Source organism: Citrobacter sp. TBCS-15, assembly GCF_005280815.1.
Taxonomy (GTDB): domain Bacteria; phylum Pseudomonadota; class Gammaproteobacteria; order Enterobacterales; family Enterobacteriaceae; genus Citrobacter; species Citrobacter werkmanii.
In genome coordinates, this window is sequence record NZ_SZWK01000292.1 from 145,604 (window position 1) to 168,018 (window position 22,415).

Sequence of the window (22,415 nt, forward strand, 5' to 3'; positions counted from 1 at the left end):
TTTGGCTGCTGCTTTGTTCGTTTTATGCCGGTCAGATACGGCTATCGTGCCCATTCTCAGTGGCGCATGATGTTTAATATAACTGTTTTTTTTCATCCATAAATAATATTAATGTTGGTTTTTTTATAGTGTGATTGTTCCCGGTAATAAAACGGCGATTTGCCGCCATGTATACGACGGTGTACGTAATTTATTATGCTATGTTGAGCCGGGAAACTTTCTCATAATTAACCATTTTTAGGTTAAGGTATTACGTGGCGTGTCGATAACAATTTAGTCAGAGATGATTGTCTAATTGTTATGGAGATGTTCAAATGTTAAAGAATATGAAGGTTAAAACCAGTCTGTTATTATTGCTTTTGGTATTTACCTTTATGCAGTTCCTTTCTAATGGGTTTGAGTTAGTCGATCTCAAAGGAAATCAAAAAAGTACCCTTCTACTGCATAATATAGTAAAGGAACAGGATTCGCTGCATAACGTCGTTGGGGCTGTTTATAAAGTAAGAAGCGTTCTTGATAATATTCAACTGCAAGATATGGCTGCTACCCAACAAACATTGCGACAGGTGCAGGATGAGATCGCTTATGCCAGAAAGCAGTTCGCTATTTTTTGGGATATACCTGGACTGACAGCGGATGATCCCCAGATTGGTAAAATCGTCAGAACTGCTTTTGAGCAACAAATGAATGCTGAACAAAAGTATGTTGATAAATTAAATGAGGCTATTTCTAACGGTAGTCTTGTCGGTACACAAGCAAATGCCAACACTGAGTTGCTGGCTTTGCGAAAAAAGTTTGATAAGGAGATTGAGAACTACTACAAATCAACCATGTTGGTCGGTAAAAATATCGTAGAGCAGACACACGTTCAGTTTAATGCCTCAATACTTAAAATATCCTTACTGCTGGCCGTTACAGTTCTTATCTTTATTCTCTGTAATATCTGGATAAACCGAACAATCATTCGGCCATTAAATATCGTGTCTGAGCATTTTTCACGGATTGGTAAAGGCGATCTGAGTCATCCCGTTAAGGTGCCGGGTAACAATGAAATTGGCTTACTGTGTTTAAATTTACAACACATGCAAAACGGCCTGCGGGAGACTGTCAGTACAATTCGCGATGGCGTTGAGTCTATTAATATCGGAATGCAGGAAATTGCTTCGGGTAATTCAGACTTATCAACCCGAACGGAGCAACAGGCTGCGGCAGTGGTTGAAACGGCGGCCAGTATGGAACAGATTTCCGTAACAACCAAAAATAACACCGATAAATCACATCAGGCTTCTGCCATGACGAGTGAAAGCACGGAAATGGCATTGCGTGGCGAGCGCTTAATGAGCGACATGGTTGAGAAAATTCACCTGATCAGCCGCAACGCGCAAAGCGTGAATGAAATCTCTCATGTGATTGATAGTATTGCTTTCCAGACCAACATTCTTGCTTTAAACGCCGCGGTAGAAGCGGCGCGCGCTGGCGAATCCGGGCGTGGATTTGCCGTTGTAGCGAGTGAAGTCAGAACCCTTGCCCAACGTAGCGCCTCCTCAGCGAAAGAAATTAGCGAACTGGTTGCCAAAGCGGCAATCAGCGTCAAGGAAGGGGTGGAGATAGCTGAAAGCAGTGGGGCTATGATGGCGGACATTGCTAAGGCAATACGCAATATCAATATACTCATGGAAGATATATCCGGCGCATCGGGGGAACAGAGTAGCGGCATCGAGCAGATCCGCGTTGCTGTCACGCAAATGGAGCAAGTCACTCAACAAAACGCGTCTCTGGTTGAGGAAATCGCCGCCACGACAGGCAGTGTGGAAGAGCAGTCGGCAATGCTTTCCCAGGCCGTGGCTGTGTTTCAGGTTGATGAAAAGCCGCAGGAGGGTACGCAGGACAAGCAGTAGAACATGCCATCTCATCAGCTGTAAATTCAGTCTGATGAGATGGCTGGCTGTCAGGAAAAGCGCCTTAATCATATTGATAATAATTCTCATTATTATTGTTGTGTTGCGCAGGGAATGGTAATGTTGCTCCTGGCCATAAACTGTTAATCCCATTTTCTGTGCAGAAGACAGCATGAACAACACCACTCTGAATGCGTCCAGACGCGTAGCCCGTACTTTTTCCGTCAGCGAGTTTATGGATTTTGGTGAACGTTACGGGATCGACTATCGCTTTCCCCAACTGGCACAAAAGCCGGACTTGCCGTCTGCTAGCCCTGTGCTGCAAGGTGAAATTGAGGAGATGACGCTCCCCTGCGGGATGTGCGTGACGCACTCTGATGTACAGGTATTGCAACCCTACGAAACCACCTCCCGCCACAGCAGTCCCCTGTATATGTTGGTGGTACTGGAAGGCTGCGTGGTCCTCTCGCTTAACGGTCAGGAACACGTGGTGCGTTCCGGAATGGCGTTTAGCTCACGCCTGAGCGAGCACCAGACGATGCGCGCCCGCCATCATGCCGACTGCAAACTGCGAACCTTATCTCTCGGTCTGTATCCCGACGGCGCGTGGCGCACGGGGCTGCTCGAATCGTTGATGCGTGAGTGGGAAAGATGCCAGACGCCGACGCTTATCTGGCAGGTGCCGGGATTTTTACTCAGTGGCCTGGAGTATGCGCAGCAGATCACGCTCAGCAATGTATCTCGCCAGTTGATGCTGGAAGGGCTGATATTGCAACTGTTCGGCCATGGCCTCAGCGTGTGCCAGGTCGAGAGCGGCAAACGCCTCGCCGCCAGCGGTGAACAGCAGCGGCTGGAAGTCGTTCGTCGCCTGTTGGAACAGAATCCTGAGAATGACCACACGCTCAATGAACTGGCGCAACGCGCGGCAATGAGTCCCAGTAGTCTGCGTAGCAAGTTTCGCGCAGCCTATGGCTGTTCGGTCTTTGATTACTTGCGCGATTGCCGCCTGGAACGCGCTCGCGGTTATTTACTGGAAGGATACAGCGTACAGCAGGCAGCCTGGATGTCGGGATACCAGCACGCCACCAACTTCTCTACCGCCTTTCGTCGTCGTTACGGTTTTTCGCCAGGCGATATGCTCAAGCTTTGCTAATCCATTTTTGCGTTTTGCGCACGTTGCTGGCAGACAATTTGGCACTGCGCATAGGTAATCTGGCATCCGGCATAGCTATCTCCGTCAGCAAAAAGGTAATAATTCTCACTTACAATTAGAAATGCCTTTGGAGATACTCATGTTCGCGAAGACTCGGTTAGCGCTGCTGGTAGGATGGGTGACCGGCAGCGTGGCTTTTCCTCTGCTGGCGCAGGAAACAACAAAAAACGATACGGTCGTTGTCACCTCGCAAATGCAGAGCGGGGCTACTAAGCTTGCCACGCCGGATATTGAAACCCCGCAATCGGTATCCATCATTACCCGCGAACAGTTTGAAGAGCAGGGTGCAACCAGCGTGCGTCAGGCCGTTAGCTATACGCCGGGGGTATACAGCAACCAGATTGGCGCCTCCAACCGCTTTGACTACATTGTGCTGCGCGGCTTCTCCGATGGCAGCCTGGACAACGTCTATCTCGATGGTCTGAAGATGATGGGCGACACCAACTCACATAGCTCGCTGGTGGTCGATCCGTGGTTCCTTGAAGATATCGAAGTGGTGCGCGGCCCGGCTTCCGTGCTGTACGGGCGTTCTTCTCCGGGGGGGATCGTCGCGTTGACGTCGCGCAAGCCGTCATTTGACGCGGGTGGAGAAGTGAAGCTGTTTGCCGGCAACAATAACCAGCGCGGGGCGGCGTTTGACGTCACCGGGGCACTGGATGATAACGATCGTGTGGCGGCGCGTCTGAGCGGGATGACGCGTTACGCGGACTCACAGTTTGGCCCATTGAAAGAAGAGCGTTACGCGCTGATGCCCAGTCTGACCTGGCGGATCACCGACCAGACGCGTCTGGATCTGATGGCCTATCTGCATCGCGACCCGGAAGGCGGTAGCCACTCCGGTCTGCCTTATGACGGCACCGTGGTTCCGCATTACGGGCAAAAGATCTCCAACACCTTTTACGAAGGTGAGGATGATTACGACAAATACGATCGCCGTGAAAACATGGTGGGCTACAATATTGAGCACATGTTTGATAGCGGCTGGTCGGTGCGGCAAAAGCTGCGCTATCTGCATACCGACGTTGAACTGAACCAGGTGTATGCGGCGGGCTGGTTGAACGAAACCGAGCTTAATCGCGGCTATTCCGGCTCTGATGAAAAAATGTCGGCGATTACGCTGGATAACCAGCTCGACGGCAGCTTTGATACCTGGCAGGTCAACCATCGTCTGCTGGTGGGCATTGATTATCAGGATCGCAGCAACAATACCACCGGCTACTACGGCGCATTCCCGCCAATCGACGCTTTTAACCCGGTGTATGGCGCGAAGCCGGATTATATCGACATGTATGCGCGTGAGAAGCACAAGCTGCGCCAGACGGGCTACTATTTGCAGGATCAGATGTCATGGGATCGTTGGCGTATTACGCTCGGCGGTCGCTACGATCAAGTCAGCGTGTCTAATATTGATAAGATCAACGATATCCGCAGCGATCTGGATAAAAACAACTTTAGTACTCGCGCCGCATTGCTCTACTTGTTCGATAATGGCTTTGCGCCGTACGTGAGTTATTCCACCGCCTTTACGCCAACCAGCTTTGCCGATGAGAACGGCAATCTGCTGGATCCGATGAAAGGCAAGCAGTGGGAAGCGGGGCTGAAATATGAGCCGGAAGGACTTAACAGTCAGTTCAGCGCGTCGGTGTTCCGCATTAATCAAACCAATATCGCCACCAAAGAAGAGCCGACCGATCCGTACCGCTCGATTGGGGAAATTGAATCTGAAGGGGTGGAGCTGGAGGCGATTAGTCAACTTACGGACAGCTTTCGTCTGCAGGCGGCATATACCTACACCGACATCCGCTACAAGAAAAGCAGTCCGGAGGAGCAGGGCAAGCGTGCCGTGTATGCACCACGGAATCAGGCCAGCACCTGGCTGAGCTACGATGTGAAAAGCGGCCTGCTGGATGGTCTGACGCTCGGCTCGGGCGTGCGATATGTCAATGGGATCACCAGCGATCGTCTGAATACGCATACCCTGCCATCCTATACGTTGGTGGATATGGCAATTGGCTACGATTTAACGAATATCGGTATTAAAGGACTGAGTGCCCAGTTGAACGTCAACAACCTGACCGATAAACGCTACGTTGCGGCCTGTAATTCGCTCTCATACTGCTACTTCGGCGCTGAGCGCAGCATTGTCGGCAGCGTATCCTGGAAATTCTGATGCTTTAGCCGGATGCGGCCTTGACGCCTTATCCGGCCTACAACAGAGTGCAAATTGTATGCCTGATAAGCGCATCAGGCATAGTGGATTGCGGCTATTGCGTAAAACCGTTTTGCATACAAATCTGCGCGCTGGTTCTCAGAGTGAAGGCGACTTTGTCTGGGTACTGGCTGTAATAGTTATGCTCTTCTTCCAGCCCTTTCGCCTGCGCCAGACGTACCGTTTCCAGCGAGCAGGTACGGTAGATCAGATCTTTATTCATATTGATCTGCTTCTCGCGCTGTTTGTCCGCAGACAGCGCCAGCCATTTCTCTGACAGCGAGTAATCGTAGACCACCCGATTTCCTTTCGCCTGCACGTTCTCAATGGTAATGAATTCGTCGATTTTCAGTCTCGGTTGCCCACGCATTTTTTTCTTATCTTCTGCGGCGGCATATTGGGCCAGGGTATTAATATCCATGCTGGCTATCTTCTGTTTATAAGTCTCGACATAGGCGGCGGGTTGCTGATAATGCTGAGCGTAAGCGTTTCTTAATTCCCCGTCGCTCATCGTACAACCCGCCAGAAACAGAGGTAATAGCAGTGCCAGTTTTATTTTAGTCATAATGCTGTCCCGTTTATTATTGGATGCAGTCGCCCATAACATAATAAAAAATGAATGATCACAGGTGATAGTTAAGGTTGTATAAACCGGGGCGCGAAGGCACAAGTTCAATAGTCTTAAAATGGCGGAACAGGCGGGAAACCCTGCCAGAATTGGCAGGGTTATTAAAAATTAATGGCCGATCATTTTAGCCTTCGGAATCAGCTGGAAATACATGTGATCGGGCACCGGCGTATCCCAGACATTGGCATAAACCGCATAGCCAATGGTGGCAAAAAGGATACCCAGCACCAGGATAGTCATGACAACGCCTGACAATGCCGTTTGCCGCCATAACGATTTGCCGTTTCCTTGTTCCCCCGCAGGGGTGTGCAGTGAAAAGCTCAGCGTAGAGGCCACCGGGCAGGATTCAACGCAGGTCATACAGCCAGTACATTCCACGGTACGCACCTGAATCAGTCGATCAACCGGGATAGTAGACGGGCAGTTTTTCGCACATTTCCCGCAGTCAATGCAACTGTCCGGATTACGCCGGATTTTAAACGGCGAGAGCAGTGAAAACAGGCCAAGCAGTGCGCCATAAGGGCACAGATAACGGCACCAGGCATTGCGAATAAACAGGCTCAGAACGCTGATAACTACCACGAAAATAAGCGTGGCGGAGCCGATATGACGAAAAAAATCGAGCATCTTCACGTCAATGATCATGCCGTAGGCCGACATCAGAAAGTACTGGATTCCCTGGGCGGGCATCGACAGAGCGATATACAGGAAGAAACCCAACAGCAGATACTTCAGACTGAGCAGTGGGATGTCCAGCCAGCGCGGCAGCGTGAAATTGCGACCCAATACTTTTTTTCCCAGAGTACCAAGCAGTTCGGAAAGCGTGCCAACCGGGCATAGCCACGAACAGAAGGCTTTTTTTAACAACAAGCTAATCAGGATAAACGCAACTAACAGCAGCATGGAGGCGGCATGGATGGGCGGGAGAAAACCGGTCTCCAGCGTGTAGCGGATATTCATCAAACCCGCGATCGGCAGCCACCCCTCAATACCGCCGGGTCTTGGAATATAAACGCTGGTACCGGCAGTTTCAAAATAGCGGACCCAATAATAAAACGTCACGCCAATATAGATATTGCTGGCCAGCAGGAGAAACTGGGTGGCTTTTCGCCAGGTGCTGGCGTTACGCCAGTCATTCCACGGTAGTTTGCCTCCGGTCGTGCCTGGGCGGCGCTGCCAGCGTGTTCTCTTTTTCCCGTTCATGGTTTTACACTATCCCTCATATTTCCCCTCCTGCATTCAGAAGGCGTCATCACCGGGATATGCTAGCGCTATTCAGATTTGGTGTATTTGATTTGCATCTTATTAAGCGGCTGTTATTTTTATGGCACGTATATGCCTGAATAAAAATAACAGCCCGATACTTATCGCAGGTCAGATAAATACCCTTAACGGGGTATTTATTTCTCCGTGGGAAAAAAGGTTATTCCTGAAATATTTCTACGCGGTCACGGCCATTACTTTTCGCCAGGTACAGTGCCCGATCGGCTTTATCAACCAACTGCTTGTAGTCAGGATGGTAGTCATATTCGGCGATGCCAATACTGACGGTGACAGAAAACACTTCTGTTGCTGAGGCCGCCATACGCATCTCGGCAATTTTCATGCGTAGCGTTTCGAGGATAATACTGGCCTGAGACTGATCTGACTCGACAAGCAGAATCATAAATTCTTCACCGCCGTAGCGGAAAACGTAATCGCTGCTGCGAATATGATCATAAATAACCGCCGCGACGTTTTTGAGCGTCATATCACCGGTGTTATGCCCATAGTTGTCGTTAATTTGCTTAAAGTAGTCGATATCCAGCATCGCCAGGGTAAAGGGCTTCCGGGTATGTAACGCCAGCGAGATCTCACGGCGCATAATGGTCGGGATAAAGCGTCGGTTAAGCAATTGAGTCAATGAGTCTTTACCATTTTCCTGCTTCACCAGCGCGTCGAACATTGAGGCGAGCAGGAAATGGATTTTTGCCGAGAGCTGGCGTATATCCTGCAACAAGCTCATCCGTTCAGGTTCTGTCGCCTGATGCTGATGCGACAGCGTGGTTGTCAGGCGGTTGTCGATTTCCGCAATCAGCGACTCCATTTCTTTCAGCAGATTGCTGTTGCCCAGAATGTATTTTCCCTTGTGTGCGAACCACATACCAAAATCAGAATTCGCCAAAAGGACCAGCTCACCGAAAGGCATTCCGGTGGCGATGTTATAGATAAACTGATTTTCCCAGTCGGTAAATGAGCGTATTTGCCGCTCGCGTTCGACGTTAACGTCATCGTAAATGGTCTGCAGGCGATACTGTTCCTGGGTATGCAGTGAGTTTTGATAGCTGGGGGAATAGGAGACGGTCATGGCCTCCAGGGCGGTATCCATTGCCAGACTGCTGAAACAGATGGCATCGCTCAGCAGGGCGGGCGAGTATTCCGCTTTCTTTTTCAGGACCCGATACAATTCATCTTTCAGCTTGCGTGCGCCGCGATTAACCAGATCGATAGGCAGCCCGATGCGGGCATGCACCACGCCAATTTTGCGCTGTTTTGCCAGCAGTTGTGAGAGATCTTCGTTCGCGCTACCAAGTACGCTGCGTAGCCAGTCAAACATACTGCCGCTGAGGCGGGTGCTGACCTGTTCTGTATTGAGGAACAATGCGCTCTCCGCATGGGAGAGCATATAGTCATAAAAAACGCTCACTAAATGGCGGATCTCTTCGTCGCTTAATGATGTCAGGATCGTATGAACTTCAGGGGATGTTTGACGTAACAACGCCTGCCATTCTGTAAGGAGTAATGTGTCGTTTACCGGAGCAACCTGTTCCATCTCACTGCCACTCAAAATGCGATTTAAAAATTCAGGCGGTATTACGGACAATTACGTCACAATGGTCAAGTTAAACTCGCTTAACGATGGCTGACACCTTCATAAATCAGCCTGAGCGCGAAGACGCCGATAATGGCGCCTATCACCCGGCTGGCAACCCTCTGGATTCGACCATACGCACGGCGCACAGCGGGCAAAGAAAACGCCTGACTGAGAAAAATCCGCCAGATAACGGAAGACAAGACAATACCTGCCCAGGCCATTAGCCTCGCCCATGTAGGCGTTTCTGCGCTGAGGGTGACGGAGAAGATACTAATAAAAAACAGAACGGTTTGCGGATTAGACAAATCTGTTAATAACCCGCGGCGGAAAAATACATACCAGGGGGCGGAAATCGGCTGCTGTAACGTTGGCATTTGCGGTGTAGCCTGATGGCGAACACTGTTCCAGGCAAACCACAGCAAATAGGCGCCGCCGACAATTTTAATCAGTGAAAATATCTCTTCACATTGGGTAATGAGCGTCGCCATGCCAAAGAGCCCGAGGCCGGAGTAGAACGCATCGCCTAAGGCCACACCCAGACCGGTCATCACCCCTGCGCGTCGTCCTGACGCCAGACTGGTTTGCACCACCACGAACAGGTTCGCGCCAGGATTAAAAAAGGTTAAAACAAACAGGCTGATGGTGAGTACGACGGCGTGTAAAGGTTCCATAGACAACGATTCCATTAGTGAGAGCGGGCCAGGGGCATGCTTAGACTGCTAACACTATAATTTTAGCGCGCTCGTCATTCTGCGTATTTACTCACACTGTATTGTGAAATGAGCTCAAATTTGCAAATAGCTTCTACGCCTGGTTTCTGCAACCCAGCTGCGCCGGATAATGCTGCGGCGTGGGATCTTCTGTTATACACGATGCGCAAAATATCTTTATATTTCCGCCTGCTCTGGATCTTTTTAGCGGCCTGAACTACTTATTAATCATCCTTGACTCGCATGGCGAATGTTCAGGGGGCGATGATGGCATATATAACAAAACCTGGAGCTTTTATATGAAAACTGGAATTAAAGTACTTATTGGTGCGTTAGCTTTTGTTGTGTCCAACGCGTATGCCGCGGAATTTATGACAAAACTTGAGTTTGAAAAGGTTGAGTCGCAGTACACAAAAATCGGTGATATTTCAACGAGTAACGAAGTTTCTGTTGCAGACGCTAAAGAAGAACTGCTGAAGAAAGCCGAAGAGAAAGGTGCCGATGTGGTGGTATTAACCTCCGGCCAAACGGACAATAAAATCCACGGTACAGCCAATATTTACAAGAAAAAATAATGCGCAGTACTGAAAGATAACATACCCGCCAGTCATTGCACTGGCGGGNAATGTAGTTCTGCTGATACCGAGATATTGCGCCGCCGCGGTTTTATCGCCATTGAATTGCGCCAGCACCTGCTGCGGCGTCAGTGATGAAGTGACCTGCGGCGGGGCAGCAACCGCGGCCAGTTCAGGTAACAGCTGCTGTAGAAATTGTTCGTTCAGCTCCGGCTGTGGTTCGACGCTTAAAAACAGCGCCAGACGCTCCATCATATTGCGCAACTCGCGGATATTTCCCGGCCAGCCATAGTTCAGCAACGTATGCTGGCTCAGGGCTAATCCCTTACGCACCGCGTCAGAAAACGGCGCGTCCAGTTCCGCCAGCGACTGTTTTAAAAAGCCTTCCGCCAGCGGCAGAATATCGGGCAACCGCTCGCGTAGCGGCGGCAGTTTGAGGCGCAGAATGCTCAGGCGGTAAAACAGATCGGTACGAAATTCTCCCTGTTTCATCTCTTGTTCCAGGTTGCAGTGCGTGGCGCTAATCACCCGTACATCGACAGGAATCGGCTGATGTCCCCCGACCCGGGTGACCTCTTTTTCTTCCAGCACGCGCAATAACCGGGTTTGTAACGGTAGCGGCATTTCGCCTATCTCATCAAGAAACAGCGTCCCGCCGTGGGCAATTTCGAACAGGCCCGCGCGTCCTCCCCGGCGGGAGCCGGTAAACGCGCCATCTTCATAGCCGAACAGCTCCGCTTCCAGCAATGATTCGGTGATGGCTCCGCAGTTGACGGCAACAAACGGTGGCGAAGGTTTTCCGCGCCGATTCTCCTGACGCGTAAAATACTCACGATGAATAGCCTGCGCCGCCAGCTCTTTACCTGTGCCGGTTTCCCCTTGAATCAGCACCGGCGCACGCGAACGGGCGTAGAGCATAATGGTGTGCCGCACCTGCTCCATTTGCGCAGAATGACCGCGTATATCCCCCAGCGCATAGCGGGTGCGCAGCGTGTCGCCGGAGGCGTATTGCCCGTTTCTGCGCAGCGTCAGACGGGTCATATCCAGTGCGTCGACAAACGCCTGGCGCACGGTGGCCGCCGAATAGATAAAAATGCCGGTCATACCCGCTTCTTCCGCCAGGTCGGTAATCAACCCCGCGCCGACCACCGCCTGGGTACCGTTGGCCTTCAGCTCGTTGATTTGTCCACGGGCATCTTCTTCGGTGATATAGCTGCGCTGTTCAAGCTGCAAATTGAAGGTCTTTTGAAAGGCGATTAGCGCGGGGATGGTTTCCTGATAGGTAATGACGCCAATCGATGATGTCAGTTTTCCCGCTTTCGCCAGCGCCTGTAGTACGTCAAACCCGCTGGGTTTAATCAGGATCACTGGGATCGATAAACGGCTTTTCAGATACGCGCCGTTGGAGCCTGCCGCAATGATGGCATCGCAACGCTCAGTGGCCAGCTTCTTACGGATATAAGCCACCGCTTTTTCGAAACCCAGCTGAATAGGGGTGATGGTCGCCAGGTGGTCGAACTCCAGACTGATGTCGCGAAACAGTTCGAACAGGCGCGTGACCGAAACCGTCCAGATAACTGGTTTGTCGTCGTTCACCCGCGGCGGAAGATGCGTATCAGCCATAAGTAACCCAAAAAGTAAGGAACCGAGTATAAGGGTTTAGTTGTGTTTCATAAATGTTGCAATGAAACGTTCAAGTCGGTTTCATGAAACGATAGCTGACACGCTTTTGTGCAATAAAAATACAGGTTCTAAATATAATCATCTGTTTTAAAAAGTAAAAATGGAATTTGAATAAAAGTTTTGGTCTTTGGCATACCCCTTGCTTTAGGTAAATCAACGAATGATAACAAGTTGATAACAAGAGGACGGGATATGTCTCTACACTCTCCAGGGCTGGCGTTTCGCGCCGCGCTCAGCAAAGAAAACCCATTACAAATCGTCGGCACCATCAACGCCAATCACGCTCTGCTGGCTCAGCGTGCCGGGTATCAGGCGATTTATCTCTCTGGCGGCGGCGTTGCGGCGGGGTCGTTGGGTCTGCCGGATCTCGGTATTTCTACCCTTGATGATGTACTGACCGATATTCGTCGTATCACTGATGTTTGCCCGCTGCCATTGCTGGTGGATGCGGATATTGGTTTTGGATCGTCGGCGTTCAACGTGGCGCGTACCGTGAAGTCGATGATTAAAGCCGGTGCCGCCGCGCTGCATATTGAAGATCAGATCGGCGCCAAGCGTTGCGGGCATCGTCCGAACAAGGCGATCGTCTCAAAAGAAGAGATGGTCGACAGGATCCGCGCCGCCGTGGATGCGCGTACCGATCCCAACTTTGTGATTATGGCGCGCACCGATGCGTTGGCGGTGGAGGGGTTAGAAGCGGCCATCGATCGTGCCCAGGCATACGTTGAAGCGGGGGCCGACATGCTGTTCCCGGAAGCCATTACCGAGCTGGCGATGTACCGCCAGTTTGCCGATGCGGTGCAGGTACCGATCCTCGCTAACATTACCGAATTTGGCGCCACGCCGCTGTTTACTACCGATGAACTGCGTAGCGCGAACGTCGCCATGGCCCTGTATCCGCTGTCTGCCTTCCGCGCCATGAACCGTGCGGCTGAACGGGTCTACAACGTGCTGCGCCAGGAAGGTACGCAAAAGAGCGTGATCGACATTATGCAGACGCGCAACGAACTGTACGAAAGCATCAATTACTACCAGTTCGAAGAGAAACTCGACGCGCTGTACACAAAAAAGTAACCGTCGTAGGCCGGATAAGGCGAAGCCGCCATCCGGCAATGCCGGATGGCACTGCGTTTATCCGGCCTGCGTAGCTACTCGCACACCCTCAGCACCCTACATATTATAAAAATGACGAGGACAACATGAGCGACACAACAATCCTGCAAAACAACACGCATGTCATTAAACCTAAAAAATCGGTTGCGCTGTCAGGCATCGCCGCCGGAAATACCGCGTTATGCACCGTGGGTAAAAGCGGTAACGACCTGCATTATCGCGGCTACGATATTCTCGACCTGGCGCAACAGTGCGAATTTGAAGAAGTTGCGCACCTGCTGATCCACGGGAAATTACCTACCCGCGACGAACTCACCGCCTATAAAAGCAAACTCAAAGCGCTGCGCGGCTTACCCGCAAACGTGCGTACCGTGCTGGAAGCGCTGCCTGCCGCATCCCACCCGATGGATGTGATGCGCACCGGCGTCTCCGCGCTGGGGTGTACATTGCCGGAAAAAGAGGGGCATACCGTTTCCGGCGCGCGCGATATTGCAGACAAGCTGCTGGCGTCGCTCAGCTCTATTCTTCTGTACTGGTATCACTACAGCCATAACGGCGAGCGCATTCAGCCGGAAACGGACGATGATTCCATTGGCGGTCACTTCCTGCATCTGCTGCATGGCGAAAAACCGTCGCAAAGCTGGGAAAAGGCGATGCATATTTCGCTGGTGCTGTATGCCGAGCACGAATTTAACGCATCCACTTTCACCAGTCGTGTGATTGCTGGAACCGGCTCCGATATGTATTCCGCGATTATCGGCGCGATTGGCGCGCTGCGTGGGCCGAAACATGGCGGGGCGAATGAAGTGTCGCTGGAGATCCAGCAGCGTTATGAAACGCCGGATGAAGCCGAAGCGGATATCCGCAAACGCGTGGAAAACAAAGAAGTGGTGATTGGCTTTGGTCACCCGGTTTACACCATTGCCGACCCGCGTCATCAGGTGATTAAACGCGTGGCGAAGCAGCTTTCTCAGGAAGGCGGTTCGCTGAAAATGTACAACATCGCCGACCGTCTGGAAGAGGTGATGTGGGAAACGAAAAAGATGTTCCCCAACCTCGACTGGTTCTCGGCGGTCTCCTACAACATGATGGGCGTCCCGACCGAAATGTTCACTCCGCTGTTTGTTATCGCCCGCGTTACCGGCTGGGCGGCGCACATCATCGAACAGCGCCAGGACAACAAAATTATCCGTCCTTCCGCCAACTACACCGGCCCGGAAGATCGCGTATTTGTGCCGATCGAAAAGCGTTGCTAATTAAAACCTCTAAATATAAAAACAGGAGTTGTACCCTATGTCCGCACATATTTCGAACGTTCGCCCAGACTTTGACCGTGAAATCGTTGATATCGTTGATTACGTTATGAATTACGAGATCACCTCAAAGGTGGCGTACGACACCGCGCATTATTGCCTGCTCGACACCCTTGGCTGTGGCCTGGAAGCGCTGGAATATCCGGCCTGTAAAAAACTGTTAGGGCCGGTGGTGCCGGGGACCGTGGTGCCGAACGGCGTTCGCGTACCGGGCACCCAGTTCCAGCTTGACCCGGTGCAGGCGGCGTTTAACATCGGCGCGATGATCCGCTGGCTGGACTTCAACGACACCTGGCTGGCCGCGGAATGGGGCCATCCTTCCGATAACCTCGGCGGTATTCTGGCCACGGCTGACTGGTTGTCACGCAACGCGGTAGCGGCGGGGAAAGCGCCGTTGACCATGAAAAAAGTGCTGACCGGGATGATCAAAGCCCATGAAATTCAGGGCTGTATCGCGCTGGAAAACTCCTTTAACCGCGTTGGTTTGGATCACGTTCTGTTGGTAAAAGTCGCCTCCACGGCGGTGGTCGCGGAGATGCTTGGGCTGAGCCGGGATGAAATCCTCAACGCCGTTTCGCTGGCGTGGGTCGACGGCCAGTCGCTGCGTACCTATCGTCATGCGCCAAATACCGGCACGCGTAAATCCTGGGCGGCAGGCGATGCGACCTCCCGCGCGGTACGTCTGGCGTTGATGGCAAAAACGGGCGAGATGGGATATCCGTCTGCGCTGACGGCGAAAACCTGGGGCTTTTATGACGTCTCCTTCAAAGGGGAATCGTTCCGCTTCCAGCGTCCGTACGGCTCTTACGTGATGGAAAACGTGCTGTTTAAAATCTCCTTCCCGGCCGAGTTCCACTCGCAGACCGCGGTAGAAGCGGCAATGACGCTGTATGAACAACTGCAGGCCGCGGGTAAAACGGCGGCTGATATCGAAAAAGTGACCATTCGCACCCACGAAGCCTGTATCCGCATCATCGATAAAAAAGGCCCGTTGGATAACCCGGCGGATCGCGATCACTGCATCCAGTATATGGTCGCCATTCAGCTGCTGTTTGGGCGTTTAACCGCGGCAGATTACGAAGACGGCGTGGCGCAGGACAAACGTATTGATGCCCTGCGCGAGAAGATCACCTGCTTCGAAGATCCGGCCTTTACTGCCGATTATCACGACCCGGAAAAACGTGCCATTGCTAACGCCATCACTCTCGAGTTCACCGATGGTTCACGTTTTGAAGAAGTGGTGGTGGAGTACCCAATCGGTCATGCGCGCCGTCGTCACGACGGTATGCCGAAGCTGGTCGAGAAGTTCAAAATCAACCTGGCGCGTCAGTTCCCGACCCGTCAGCAGCAGCGCATTCTGGATGTCTCCCTGGACAGAGCCCGCCTGGAGCAGATGCCGGTCAATGAGTATATGGACCTTTATGTAATCTAAACCTGCGTGCGGCAAGGCGTAAGTTCAACAGGAGAGCATTATGTCTTATAGCGAGTTTTATCAACGTTCGATTACGCAACCGGAGTCATTCTGGGCCGAGCAGGCCCAGCGTATTGACTGGCAGCAGCCGTATACGCAGGTGCTGGATCACAGCAACCCGCCGTTTGCCCGCTGGTTTTGCGGCGGCAAGACCAATTTGTGTCATAACGCCATCGACCGCTGGGTGGAGAAACAGCCTGAGGCGCTGGCGCTGATTGCGGTGTCATCGGAAACCGAAGAAGAGCGTACCTTTACCTTTCGTCAGCTGTACGACGAAGTGAATGTGGCGGCGGCAATGTTGCTGTCTCTGGGCGTACAGCGCGGCGACAGGGTATTGGTTTATATGCCGATGATCGCCGAGGCGCACATTACGCTGCTGGCCTGCGCGCGCATTGGGGCGATCCATTCGGTGGTGTTCGGTGGCTTTGCCTCGCACAGCGTGGCGGCACGCATCGACGACGCCCAACCGGTGATTATCGTTTCGGCGGATGCCGGCGCGCGCGGGGGCAAGATCCTGCCGTATAAAAAGCTGCTCGATGATGCAATCAGTCAGGCGCAGCACCAGCCGCGTCATGTGGTATTGGTCGATCGTGGTTTGGCGAAAATGGCGCGGGTAGAGGGGCGCGACCTCGACTTTGCCGCGCTGCGCCAACAGCATCTTGGCGCGCGGGTGCCGGTGACGTGGCTGGAATCGAATGAAACCTCCTGCATTCTCTATACCTCCGGGACAACCGGTAAACCGAAGGGCGTCCAGCGCGACGTTGGCGGCTATGCGGTCGCGCTGGCAACCACGATGGACACCATTTTCGGCGGTAAAGCGGGCGGCGTGTTCTTCTGCGCGTCGGACATCGGCTGGGTGGTTGGGCATTCGTATATCGTGTATGCCCCATTGCTGGCGGGGATGGCGACGGTGGTGTACGAAGGGCTGCCAACGTACCCGGACTGCGGCGTGTGGTGGAAGATTGTTGAGAAGTATCAGGTTAGCCGGATGTTCTCCGCGCCAACGGCGATACGCGTACTGAAGAAATTCCCGACCGCGCAGATCCGCAATCACGATCTCTCCTCGCTGGAGGTGCTGTATCTGGCCGGGGAACCGCTGGACGAACCGACCGCCAGTTGGGTAACGGAAACGCTGGGCGTCCCGGTTATCGACAACTACTGGCAGACCGAATCCGGCTGGCCAATTATGGCGATCGCGCGTGGGCTGGACGACAGGCCTTCGCGGTTGGGCAGCCCTGGCGTGCCGATGTACGGCTATAACGTGCAGTTGCTCAATGAGGTGACCGGTGAACCCTGTGCAGCGAATGAGAAGGGGATGCTGGTCATTGAAGGGCCGCTGCCGCCAGGGTGTATTCAGACCATCTGGGGCGATGACGCGCGGTTCGTAAATACCTACTGGTCGCTGTTTTCTCGTCAGGTATACGCCACTTTTGACTGGGGCATTCGCGATGCCGACGGCTACTACTTCATCCTCGGCCGTACGGATGACGTTATTAACGTTGCCGGACACCGACTGGGTACGCGTGAGATAGAGGAGAGTATTTCCAGCTATCCAAACGTCGCAGAAGTGGCGGTGGTCGGCGTGAAAGATGCTTTGAAAGGGCAGGTGGCGGTTGCATTTGTTATTCCGAAACAGAGCGACAGCCTTGAAGATCGCGACATCGCGCATTCGGAAGAGAAGGCGATTATGGCGCTGGTGGACAGTCAGATTGGTAACTTTGGCCGTCCGGCACACGTCTGGTTTGTGTCACAGTTGCCGAAAACGCGCTCCGGTAAAATGCTCAGGCGGACGATTCAGGCAATCTGTGAAGGCCGCGATCCCGGCGATCTGACGACCATTGACGATCCGGCGTCGCTGCAGCAAATTCGCCAGGCGATCGAGGAGTAGCCGTTATTAATTGGCCCGGTGGCGCGATGCTTACCGGGCCTGGTTTCTAATCGACTTTCTTATACGGTCCGTGATAGTAATCAAACGGCGCATAGACCGTATCCGCCACAAAAGACAGCGGCACATCGATAAATAACAGCGCTAAATCGAAATAGTTATAATCGTAAGCGCCTGGATTTTTTAGTTTATCAATGTCGTGGTGCGTACCCACATAATAGGTATTCGAATCCTCGCCTTCCGTGCGTGCATTAATGCTGCCACATCCTGAAAGTAATGCGCTGACCAACAACGTCATTACCGCAACCGTCTTTCTGCTCATTCCTGTGACCTGGGTTTTACCGTCTCGTTTACCATAGCAGGTTAAAAGCGGCTTTTTGTCCGCAGAACTTAAACCCCCAGGTCAGGACTCATAGAGTGAGGATTGCACGTTATAGGCCGGATAAACCACGTGAGTGGTGCATCCGGCAAAGAGGCTTTTACAGCGCGACGCTTTCGCGACGACGCAGCAGGAAAAATAAGGGCAGGTCATAACCTGCCCATTATTATGTTTAACCCCAGATAACCTGGTAGTGATAACGTCCGGCACTCAACAAAAACTCCGGAGACACGGAAGGACTCCATGAATCATCGCCGCCGACACCCATATGGAAGCCATCAATATTGAGCCAGGTACCCGCCTCCGGTTGCAGCAGGTGACGGTGGCTGGTTTCCATCAGTTGCTGTTGGCTAAAGCGGTTGATGCTGAACAGGAAGTCGCCACGCCATTGATGTGTGCCGTAGTGCAGTTCGCGCGTGCCGCAGCGCAGACCGTTTTCGCTCGGGAAAACATACGGGGTGTACATCTCATCGAGTGACAGATCCCAACGGTCAAAACAGGCGGCGCTCAGGCGATCCGGGTAGTTCTCATGTGGACCGAGACCTAACCAATTCACTCGCTCGGCGACCTGCGACAGCTGGCAGCTCAGGCCAATACGCGCCGGATGCGGCGTGCCGCTGGCGACGTCGACATCCACCGTTATCTGCATCTCGCCATGACCGTTGATACGATACGATTTACGGCTGATAAACAGTGTTTCATCCTGATACTGCCAGGCATGCGCGGTGGTGATCAGCACACTGTTTGCCAGCGTTTCGGCTTCGCATAACAACAGCAGCGGCTCTACGCGGTAATGGCCTGCGGCCTTCCAACGTTCAACCCAGGCATTAGGATCGATGCGGGATGACTCGCTGACGCCGATATCGTTGTCCAGCGGCGCGCGGGTGAACTGGTCGGTCAGTGGGGATAACAACTGGGCGATATCATCAAGCCAGTATTGTGTCAGCAGGCCAGACCGACGGTCGAATTGCCAACGCTTGTTGTCGTTCTCAGCAGTAAAGCTGTTTTCGCTAACGTTGAGCTGTGGTGCGTTGCGGACAGTTGGCTGCCGCACCATGCTGAGTTTCTCTTCCAGCTTCCACTGCTGCCAGGCGCTGATATGTCCGGCGTCTGACCAGGCGGTGGCGCGAGGCTGTTCCACGCGCACCGTCAGCCACAGTTGGCCTGCGGTTTCCGGCATCGGGCAATTTGGCAGGGTAATCACCTGGCGGCCCTGCGGGGCAATATCCAGAACGATTTGTCCGGCGGCCAGCAGGTTGCCGTCCTGGGCAATCGACCAGTGCAGAACTTCGTTATCGCTGCGGCGGAACAGATATTCGCTGGTCACTTCAATCTGGCGTTCAGCGCCCGGCAGTAACGTAAACTGGAAAAACTGCTGTTCATGTTTGGCCTCGTATAACGCCGGATGCGGGGTGCGATCGGCGAACACCAGTCCGTTCATGCAGAACTGACGATCGTTAGGCGTGTCGCCAAAGTCGCCACCGTAGGCTGACCATGCCTTACCGTTCTCATCATATTTAATCAGCGACTGATCCACCCAGTCCCAGACAAACCCGCCCTGCAGGCGCGGATACTGACGAAATGCCTGCCAGTATTTGGCGAAGCCGCCGAAACTATTGCCCATCGCATGGGCATATTCACAGAGAATGAGTGGACGCTGCTCACCGGGCATCGACAGCCACTTTTTAATCGACCATTTAGGTACCGCCGGGAAGGGCTGATCCTGATCGACGCGGGCGTACATCGGGCAAATAATGTCGGTCGCCGCGGTATTCGCGCCGCCGCCTTCGTACTGTACCGGGCGTGACGGGTCTTCTGATTTTATCCAGCGATACAGCGCGTCGTGATTGACGCCATGACCGGATTCATTGCCCAGCGACCAGATGATAATGCTCGGATGGTTGCGATCGCGCAGCACCATGCGCGTCACGCGCTGGCTCATGGCAGGCAACCATGTGGGATCGTCGCTCAGGCGATTCATTGGCACCATGCCGTGGGTTTCGATATTGGCTTCGTCGACCACGTACAGGCCGTAGCGATCGCACAAGGTGTACCACAACGGATGGTTCGGGTAATGGGAGCAACGCACGGCGTTAAAGTTGTTCTGCTTCATCAGCAGAATATCCTGCACCATCGTCGCCTCATCCATCACCTGACCGTTGACCGGATGGTGCTCATGACGGTTGGTGCCGCGAATCAACAGCGGTTTACCGTTTAACAGTAGCAGGCCGTTTTTGATATCAATCTGACGAAAGCCGACGTCACAGGCTTCTGCTTCAATCAGCACTCCATTCGCGGTATGTAACTGCACAACGGCACGGTACAGATTGGGCGTTTCGGCACTCCATAGCGCTGGCTTTTCGACGTTCAGCCGCAGGGTAACCCGGTCATGATAAGCGCCGCGCTCATCAATAATCTCGCTGCCGAGTGGGGAGGTCGTTTCGTCAGTGAGCGTTTCACCTCCCCACAATTGCAGGGAAACGCGTAAATCTTCGCTCGCGTTGCCTGCCACTTTGACTTCCGCTTCCAGCACGGCACGGTTGAAGTCATCGTTAAAACGGGTATTAATGCGCAGGTCGCTGATTTGCGTGGTGGGCTTATGCAGCAAAGATATGTCGCGAAAGATACCGCTCATGCGCCACATATCCTGGTCTTCCAGATAGCTGCCGTCGCTCCATCGTAGCACCATCACGGCCAGGCGGTTTTCGCCGCGCAGCAGATAATCGCTCAGATCGAATTCAGAGGGCAGACGGCTGTCCTGACCGTAGCCGACCCAGCGACCGTTGCACCACAGATGAAAGGCGGAATTGACGCCGTCAAAAATAATGCGCGTCTGACCTTCATCTAACCACGCGTCTTCGATATTAAATGTGAGCGAGTAACATCCCGTTGGATTCTGTGCCGGAACGTACGGCGGATTAACCGGAATCGGGTAGGTGACGTTGGTATAAATTGGCGCGTCGTAACCGTCCATCTGCCAGTTAGAGGGGACGTTGATAGTGTCAGCCTGTGGCAGATCGCTTGTCAGCCAGCTTTCCGGCACAGCCTCCGGCGCGGGAAACCACGCGAATTGCCACTGGCCATTCAGCGAACGTAACTGGGCTGAGCGCTGATTAGTTCGCGCATCATCTGCTGAGCGCCAGCTACAGAAAGGTGGGTGCGCCTCCAGGCGGTTGAGCTGCGTGACACCGGGATTTTCCCAGTCGCGGCGGGCCAGAACAGCGGAGAGTGAATCTGGGTTCAGGTTCATAACGGTATCCTGTTTGAATTTGTTATTCGCTCACAATTTCAATCAAAATACGGATAAGCGTTCCCAACTGTAAAGGATGGGGCGTGTAATGAGTGAACTGACTCACACAATTGTTATGCGTTCACATTTTAGGTGTGAGCTGAGAGACTTGCCTCGCCAACTGGATGAGTGAATCCGCCAGCGCCTGGGGAGAGGTGGTTTGCGTATCGGGAGGCAGAACCGTTTTGCGCTTAACCAGAGTTACGGGCAGCAGTTGGTTGCCCACAGTTGATTCGCCATGGGGAAGTTGCAGCAGCCTGTCGACGCTGGTTTCGCCTAATAACGGAAAATCCTGCCTGATGGTAGTCAGCGGTGGAATGTAGCAGGCGCTGTCTTCGGTGTCATCGTAGCCGATCACCGAGATATCCATCGCCACCCGCAGGCCGAACTCGCTGATTGCCCGCATCGCGCCCAGCGCCATTTGATCGTTAGCAACCAGCATAGCGGTGGGGAGATTACCGCTATTGAGCATATGCAGTGTTTGTTGAAAACCGGACATGGCGCTCCAGTCGCCTTCCAGCTCCGCGACGGGTTGCAACTGGTAGTACGCCAGATATTTATGCCATCCCGCATGGCGAAGCCTTGCCGAAACCGAAGTGCGCGGCCCGCTCAGCAGGGCGATACGCTGATGTCTGTGCTGTACCAGATGTTCAACGCCAAGGCGTGCGCCGTCATCATGGGAGAAAATCACGCTGTTAATTGGCGTCTGGTCAGAGACATCGAGAAACAGCACCGGCACTGTAGCGCAGGCGGCAGCTACGGCAATGGCGTCTTCTTCATCCAACGGATAGTTAATGATCAGCCCGGTTACGCGTTGGGAAAGCAGGTTGTGGACCGCGGCTTTGCATGCTTCAACGCCGCTGCGCTCGACCATGGCGATCACCACGCTGGCACCGGACTGATCGGCGCGGGATTTTATGGCGGCAACGATTTGTGAAGGGGCGTGCAGGGCAAGGTTCGCCGTCACGACGCCAATCAGCGACGTCTGTTTACCTGCCAGCTGCTGTGCGACGCGGTTAGGGATGTAGTTGAGTTCCGCCATCGCGGCCTCAACTTTCTGTCGGGTTTTTGCAGAAACGTGGCTGGCCTGATTTACGACGCGCGAGACGGTCTGGTAAGAGACTCCTGCATGGTCTGCCACATCGTATAGCGTTACCGGTTTCACGTTTATCACCCCTGTCATGATGTTTTCTAC

15 protein-coding genes and 1 pseudogene are annotated in these 22,415 nt (G+C 53.1%); 8 read left to right on the forward strand and 8 right to left on the reverse strand.

The window, feature by feature from the left end; genetic code table 11:
- The first annotated feature begins 314 nt into the window (after positions 1–314).
- The 3 genes from FDW96_RS18350 to foxA all read left to right on the forward strand — a co-directional run bounded on the left by FDW96_RS18350 (position 315) and on the right by foxA (position 5,281).
- Positions 315–1,898 carry a methyl-accepting chemotaxis protein gene (locus FDW96_RS18350; RefSeq protein WP_137349054.1) on the forward strand — a complete coding sequence of 528 codons (1,584 nt, stop codon included), beginning with the start codon at positions 315–317 and terminating at the stop codon, positions 1,896–1,898.
- Between the two features lie 172 nt (positions 1,899–2,070).
- A complete protein-coding gene (locus tag FDW96_RS18355) occupies positions 2,071–3,051 on the forward strand; it encodes an AraC family transcriptional regulator (RefSeq protein WP_042310285.1) in 981 nt (326 codons plus the stop codon).
- Between the two features lie 121 nt (positions 3,052–3,172).
- The gene (gene foxA, locus FDW96_RS18360; RefSeq protein WP_094301067.1) at positions 3,173–5,281 is read left to right on the forward strand and encodes a ferrioxamine B receptor FoxA; all 2,109 of its coding nucleotides are present in this window, start codon (positions 3,173–3,175) and stop codon (positions 5,279–5,281) included.
- 94 nt (positions 5,282–5,375) lie between these two features.
- Here foxA and FDW96_RS18365 read toward each other — a convergent pair whose 3' ends face one another.
- The 4 genes from FDW96_RS18365 to FDW96_RS18380 all read right to left on the reverse strand — a co-directional run bounded on the left by FDW96_RS18365 (position 5,376) and on the right by FDW96_RS18380 (position 9,473).
- On the reverse strand, positions 5,376–5,885 hold the full coding sequence (locus tag FDW96_RS18365) for a hypothetical protein (protein WP_061383018.1): 510 nt from the start codon (positions 5,883–5,885) through the stop codon (positions 5,376–5,378).
- Between the two features lie 171 nt (positions 5,886–6,056).
- Positions 6,057–7,151: a 4Fe-4S binding protein gene (locus tag FDW96_RS18370; RefSeq protein WP_079225319.1), complete on the reverse strand. Its 1,095-nt coding sequence runs from the start codon at positions 7,149–7,151 to the stop codon at positions 6,057–6,059.
- A 220-nt stretch (positions 7,152–7,371) separates the two neighbouring features.
- The gene (locus FDW96_RS18375; RefSeq protein ID WP_137366102.1) at positions 7,372–8,760 is read right to left on the reverse strand and encodes a diguanylate cyclase; all 1,389 of its coding nucleotides are present in this window, start codon (positions 8,758–8,760) and stop codon (positions 7,372–7,374) included.
- An 80-nt stretch (positions 8,761–8,840) separates the two neighbouring features.
- The gene (locus FDW96_RS18380) at positions 8,841–9,473 is read right to left on the reverse strand and encodes a LysE family transporter (protein ID WP_042310278.1); all 633 of its coding nucleotides are present in this window, start codon (positions 9,471–9,473) and stop codon (positions 8,841–8,843) included.
- Positions 9,474–9,811: 338 nt separating this feature from the next.
- Between FDW96_RS18380 and yahO the strand changes: the two genes are divergently transcribed.
- The gene (yahO, locus tag FDW96_RS18385) at positions 9,812–10,087 is read left to right on the forward strand and encodes a DUF1471 family periplasmic protein YahO (protein ID WP_042310520.1); all 276 of its coding nucleotides are present in this window, start codon (positions 9,812–9,814) and stop codon (positions 10,085–10,087) included.
- 51 nt (positions 10,088–10,138) lie between these two features.
- Here the strand turns inward: yahO and prpR are convergent.
- Positions 10,139–11,710 (reverse strand): annotated as a pseudogene (gene prpR / locus FDW96_RS18390) (propionate catabolism operon regulatory protein PrpR); the annotation flags it as partial.
- 252 nt (positions 11,711–11,962) lie between these two features.
- Here prpR and prpB point away from each other — a divergent pair.
- The 4 genes from prpB (at position 11,963) to prpE (ending at position 17,555) form a co-directional block, all read left to right on the forward strand.
- Entirely contained in the window at positions 11,963–12,844 is an 882-nt protein-coding gene (gene prpB, locus FDW96_RS18395; RefSeq protein ID WP_038637980.1) for a methylisocitrate lyase, read from the forward strand.
- Positions 12,845–12,969: 125 nt separating this feature from the next.
- Positions 12,970–14,139: a 2-methylcitrate synthase gene (gene prpC / locus FDW96_RS18400; protein WP_042310274.1), complete on the forward strand. Its 1,170-nt coding sequence runs from the start codon at positions 12,970–12,972 to the stop codon at positions 14,137–14,139.
- A 37-nt stretch (positions 14,140–14,176) separates the two neighbouring features.
- Positions 14,177–15,628 carry a bifunctional 2-methylcitrate dehydratase/aconitate hydratase gene (locus tag FDW96_RS18405; protein WP_137366103.1) on the forward strand — a complete coding sequence of 484 codons (1,452 nt, stop codon included), beginning with the start codon at positions 14,177–14,179 and terminating at the stop codon, positions 15,626–15,628.
- A 40-nt stretch (positions 15,629–15,668) separates the two neighbouring features.
- A complete protein-coding gene (gene prpE, locus FDW96_RS18410; RefSeq protein ID WP_079225313.1) occupies positions 15,669–17,555 on the forward strand; it encodes a propionate--CoA ligase in 1,887 nt (628 codons plus the stop codon).
- Between the two features lie 46 nt (positions 17,556–17,601).
- On the opposite strand, the gene FDW96_RS18415 is transcribed toward prpE, so the two are convergent.
- The 3 genes from FDW96_RS18415 to FDW96_RS18425 form a co-directional block, all read right to left on the reverse strand.
- Positions 17,602–17,874: a YceK/YidQ family lipoprotein gene (locus tag FDW96_RS18415; RefSeq protein WP_137366104.1), complete on the reverse strand. Its 273-nt coding sequence runs from the start codon at positions 17,872–17,874 to the stop codon at positions 17,602–17,604.
- 229 nt (positions 17,875–18,103) lie between these two features.
- Complete coding sequence (locus FDW96_RS18420; RefSeq protein WP_137366105.1) at positions 18,104–21,181, reverse strand: beta-galactosidase; 3,078 nt, start codon at positions 21,179–21,181, stop codon at positions 18,104–18,106.
- A 121-nt stretch (positions 21,182–21,302) separates the two neighbouring features.
- Positions 21,303–22,394, reverse strand: a complete 1,092-nt coding sequence (locus FDW96_RS18425; RefSeq protein WP_137366313.1) for a LacI family DNA-binding transcriptional regulator — start codon at positions 22,392–22,394, stop codon at positions 21,303–21,305.
- Positions 22,395–22,415 lie beyond the last annotated feature (21 nt).